Annotated in this window: 5 protein-coding genes and 1 pseudogene; 1 reads left to right on the plus strand and 5 read right to left on the minus strand. The window is 67.0% G+C overall.

Features of this window, described 5'->3' with window-relative positions; genetic code table 11:
• The 5 genes and pseudogenes from ACIQ3B_RS18450 to ACIQ3B_RS18470 all read right to left on the minus strand — a co-directional run.
• Window positions 1-414 (minus strand): annotated as a pseudogene (locus tag ACIQ3B_RS18450) (AIR synthase related protein); the annotation flags it as partial.
• A 13-nt stretch (window positions 415-427) separates the two neighbouring features.
• A complete protein-coding gene (gene nusB, locus ACIQ3B_RS18455; protein ID WP_397405025.1) occupies window positions 428-874 on the minus strand; it encodes a transcription antitermination factor NusB in 447 nt (148 codons plus the stop codon).
• Window positions 871-1,335, minus strand: coding sequence for a 6,7-dimethyl-8-ribityllumazine synthase (gene ribH, locus ACIQ3B_RS18460; protein ID WP_397405194.1), 465 nt, complete (start codon window positions 1,333-1,335; stop codon window positions 871-873). The genes nusB and ribH overlap by 4 nt, the downstream gene beginning before the upstream one ends.
• A gap of 31 nt (window positions 1,336-1,366) precedes the next feature.
• Window positions 1,367-1,957, minus strand: a complete 591-nt coding sequence (locus ACIQ3B_RS18465; RefSeq protein ID WP_397405195.1) for a riboflavin synthase — start codon at window positions 1,955-1,957, stop codon at window positions 1,367-1,369.
• Complete coding sequence (locus tag ACIQ3B_RS18470; protein WP_397405196.1) at window positions 1,958-2,602, minus strand: RibD family protein; 645 nt, start codon at window positions 2,600-2,602, stop codon at window positions 1,958-1,960.
• A 150-nt stretch (window positions 2,603-2,752) separates the two neighbouring features.
• Here ACIQ3B_RS18470 and ACIQ3B_RS18475 point away from each other — a divergent pair, with 150 nt between their 5' ends.
• Window positions 2,753-2,974 carry a TraY domain-containing protein gene (locus tag ACIQ3B_RS18475; RefSeq protein ID WP_397405197.1) on the plus strand — a complete coding sequence of 74 codons (222 nt, stop codon included), beginning with the start codon at window positions 2,753-2,755 and terminating at the stop codon, window positions 2,972-2,974.
• The last annotated feature ends 112 nt before the right edge of the window (window positions 2,975-3,086 follow it).

Consider the following 3,086-nt stretch of genomic DNA (forward strand, 5'->3'; position numbering starts at 1 on the left):
CTCGGGAACCCAGCCCATCGCGGTCAGGCTGGCCGTCAGCGGCCCGGGTGTTCCCACCGTATCGCCCCCCAGCAGGCTGACCCCCGCCTCGCGCAGGTCTTCGCCAAGGCCCCGGGCAAACGCCTCACGCTCAGCCGCGCCGTAGGCGGGCGGCCAGGCGATCGCCAGAAACACCGCAAAAGGCTCCGCGCCCTTGGCCGCCAGGTCCGACAGGTTCACCTGCGCCAGCCGCCGCCCGACCAGGGCCGGATCCTCGCCACTCAGGAAATGGACCCCCTCGACGATAGCGTCCTTGGTGATGACCAGTTCATGCCCGGATCGGGACGCGACCAGGGCCGCATCGTCCAGCAGGCCGAGCGCGCCGGGCGCACCGCGCGTCAGCGGCCGGAACAGCCGACCGATCTCCCCGAACTCATCGAGCGCGCCGTCAGGCCGGCCGGACATCCCGGGCCACCCCATCCAGTGCGCCGTTCACAAAGCCCGGCTCTGTTCCCTCGAAGAAGCTCTTGGCCACGTCGACATATTCGTCGATGGCCACCTCGGTGGGCACATCCGGACGGTTGGCCAGCTCAAACGCCCCGGCCCGCAGGATCGCGCGCACCGTGGCGTCCAGCCGCTCCAGCCGCCAGCCCTCGGCCAGCCGCTTGACGATGGCCGCATCCACGCGCGTCTGTTCAGCCACAACTCCGCGCACCAGCTCGGCAAAGAAGCCCTCGTCCGCCGCCGCCAGATCGATTCCGTCGGCGTCCCGGTCAAACCGATGCTCGGTGAACTCGCGGATCACATGCTCCACGCCGATAGACGACACCTCCATCTGATAGAGCGCCTGCACGGCGGCCAGACGGGCCACCGACCGGGACTGTCGCGCGCTCATCGCGCCGCGCCGTACAGCTGCTGCTTCAGGGCGATCATGCTCAACGCCGCCCGCGCCGCGCCGCCGCCCTTGTCGCCCTCGCTCACCCGGGCCCGGGCCCAGGCCTGGTCCTCGTCCTCGGTGGTCAGGATCCCGTTGCCGATGCAGACGCGTCTGCCCGTCGTCAGGTCCATGATCCCGCGGGCCGACTCGTTCGACACGATCTCGAAGTGATAGGTCTCGCCCCGGATCACCGTGCCCAGCGCCACATAGCCGTCGTACAGCTTGCCCACAGGGCGATGACCGCTCTCCTCTGCAATGGCGATGGCGCCCGGAATCTCCAGCGCGCCCGGCACGGTCACCACATCATACTCCGCCCCAAACGCCTCAAGCGCCTGCGTCGCGCCCTCCAACAGGGCGTCAGCCAGGTCTTCATAGAAGCGGGCTTCCACGATCAGGATACGGATGGGCTCTTCGGTCATGTGGCTCGCCTCGGCGGTTTGAGGCCGCTCCTTAGGCTGTTTCTCTCCAGCGGGCGAGATAGCGCGCCAGCATATCGATCTCGAGATTGACGCGGGCGCCCACCTTCAGGCCGCCCAGAGATGTCACATCCCAGGTATGCGGGATCAGATTGACGCCGAAAACATCGTCTTCCACCTCGTTCACCGTCAGCGAAACGCCCTCGACGGTGATCGAACCCTTAGGCGCGATGTGTCTGTGTAGCGGCTTCGGAACACGGATCTTCACCCGATGCGATCCGCCCTCGCTCTCGATGGACAGCACCTCGCCCACGCCGTCCACATGGCCCGACACGATATGCCCGCCCAGTTCGTCGCCCACCCGCGCGGCGCGCTCCAGATTGACCGGGCGGCCCTCGGCCCAGTCCGACAGGGTGGTCATCGACAGGGTTTCGCCCGAGACCTCCACCGCGAACCAGCCCGGCCCCTTGTCCACAACGGTCAGGCAGCAGCCGGCGTGACTGACCGAGGCCCCGATATCGATCGTCGCGGTGTCGAAGGCAGTCTCGATTTCAAACCGCAGATCCCGGTTGGTTTCCTGAACGCTGCGCACGCGCCCGACGTCTGTGACAATCCCGGTAAACATTCAGCCCCTCGCGTAGCGTTCCCAGAGGTCGTCGCCCAGCGCCTGAACCTCCACCCGTCGGAAATGGGGCGCCGCGGCCAGTGCTGCAACGCCAAGCTCGCCGATGGCCGGTCTTCCCTCCCCGCCCAGCAGGATCGGCGCCCGGAACCACTCCAGCTTGTCCACCAACCCGGCCCGCAGAAAACTACCCGCCACCTGCCCGCCGCCCTCGACGAACAGGTCCGAAAGCCCCTCTGCCGCCAGGCGTTGAACGACGGCCGCAAGGTCCGGCCGACCGTCCGGACCGGCCGGTACGGTCAATACCCGAACGCCGACGTCCGACAACCGGGGCGCGGCCGCACCGGTCGCCACCACATAGGTCGGAATGTCCCGTGCGGTCTTCGCGAGCCGGCTTCCGGGTTCAAGCCGCTGGCGCGTGTCCAGCACCACGCGAGCCGGCTGATGTCCCTCATAGCCCGGCAGCCGCACCGTCAACTCGGGATCGTCGGCCAATGCCGTCTCGATCCCGACCAGCACCGCCTGGTGAGCGGCCCGCAGGCGATGCACCTGCTCACGTGACGCCTCGCCCGTGATCCAGCGGCTTTCACCCGCCGCCGTGGCGATGCGACCGTCCAGCGACGTGGCAAGCTTCAGGGTGACGCTCATGCCAGCCCTGTTTAGGGGTAAGCGCGCAGGCGGGGCAAGGCTTGGACCGATCCACGCCAGGTTCGCGCCGTCCCGGGCGGCTACGCAGATCCGAACCTTTGGACCATCTTGCGATACACGTATCGCTTTGCTATCGATGTCGTTATGCCAATGTCACTCAGACTGCCCGCCCAGGTTGAAGCGCGTCTCGCAGCGCTCTCGACGCTGACAGGGCGTTCAAAGACCTTCTACGCCACCGAAGCCATTGTCGAACATATCGACGACCTGGAGGATGCTCACCTGTCAGCAGAGGTTCGCGACCGTGTTCGAGCCGGCACGGAGGCCAGCATACCGTTAAGCGAACTGCTGGATGAGTATGGCCTGGCGCGTTGAACTTTCCGACAGCGCCGCCAGACAGCTCCGCAAACTCGATCCGCAAATCGCAAAACGCATCCTGACCTTTCTGCGGGACAGGGTCGCCGTGCTCGAAGACCCGCGCAGCATC

It is taken from the genome of Phenylobacterium sp. (assembly GCF_044358365.1).
Taxonomy (GTDB): domain Bacteria; phylum Pseudomonadota; class Alphaproteobacteria; order Caulobacterales; family Caulobacteraceae; genus Phenylobacterium.

Excerpts from the sequence above, each read along its gene's own strand:
- nusB (WP_397405025.1), bottom strand. The coding sequence starts at position 874 with ATGAGCGCGCGACAGTCCCGGTCGGTGGCCCGTCTGGCCGCCGTGCAG.
- ribH (WP_397405194.1), bottom strand. The coding sequence starts at position 1,335 with ATGACCGAAGAGCCCATCCGTATCCTGATCGTGGAAGCCCGCTTCTAT.
- ACIQ3B_RS18465 (WP_397405195.1), bottom strand. The coding sequence starts at position 1,957 with ATGTTTACCGGGATTGTCACAGACGTCGGGCGCGTGCGCAGCGTTCAG.
- ACIQ3B_RS18470 (WP_397405196.1), bottom strand. The coding sequence starts at position 2,602 with ATGAGCGTCACCCTGAAGCTTGCCACGTCGCTGGACGGTCGCATCGCC.
- ACIQ3B_RS18475 (WP_397405197.1), top strand. The coding sequence starts at position 2,753 with ATGTCACTCAGACTGCCCGCCCAGGTTGAAGCGCGTCTCGCAGCGCTC.